This window comes from Vibrio sp. 10N.222.49.C9, assembly GCF_041474985.1.
GTDB lineage: Bacteria > Pseudomonadota > Gammaproteobacteria > Enterobacterales > Vibrionaceae > Vibrio > Vibrio crassostreae_C.
Map to the genome: position 1 here is coordinate 1 of NZ_JBFRVD010001609.1, position 456 is coordinate 456.

The window sequence follows — 456 nt, forward strand, 5'->3', positions numbered from 1 at the left end:
TTTGGAAATGGAGTATGTTGGAAGAAAAGCTCAAGCTAGTTATCAAGTAACGAATAATAGTTCACAACCGGTAATGATTGAGGTACTGGTTAGAAAAGTTAAAATAGAGTCTGATTCGAATTTAGAATCTAGCGAAAATGCAGAACAAGATTTTCTAATTCTTCCGCCCCAAGCTGTTGTGGAACCCAATAGTGTTCGTAGATTCCGAGTTCGTTATTTGGGAGATGGCGAAATAAGTGCGACGCAAACTTATAGAGTGTTATTTGAGCAGATCCAAACATCTGATGGAACTGAAGACGATACGCAAGTAAAGTTTCTTTTTAACTTTTCGACGATTGCTTTTGTTTCTCCTACGCCTGATAAATGTACCAGAACTATAAATGCTAAAGTAGAGCAATCAGAATTGGTGCTTAGAAATGAAGGTAATTGTGTCTTGAATATTGGTCAAGCAACACT

Annotated in this window: 1 protein-coding gene; it reads left to right on the forward strand. The window is 37.1% G+C overall.

Translation table 11 applies throughout. The annotated features are described in order from the left end of the window. A partial coding sequence (locus tag AB4585_RS29485) for a molecular chaperone (protein WP_372172390.1) occupies window positions 1–456 on the forward strand: 456 nt, incomplete at both ends.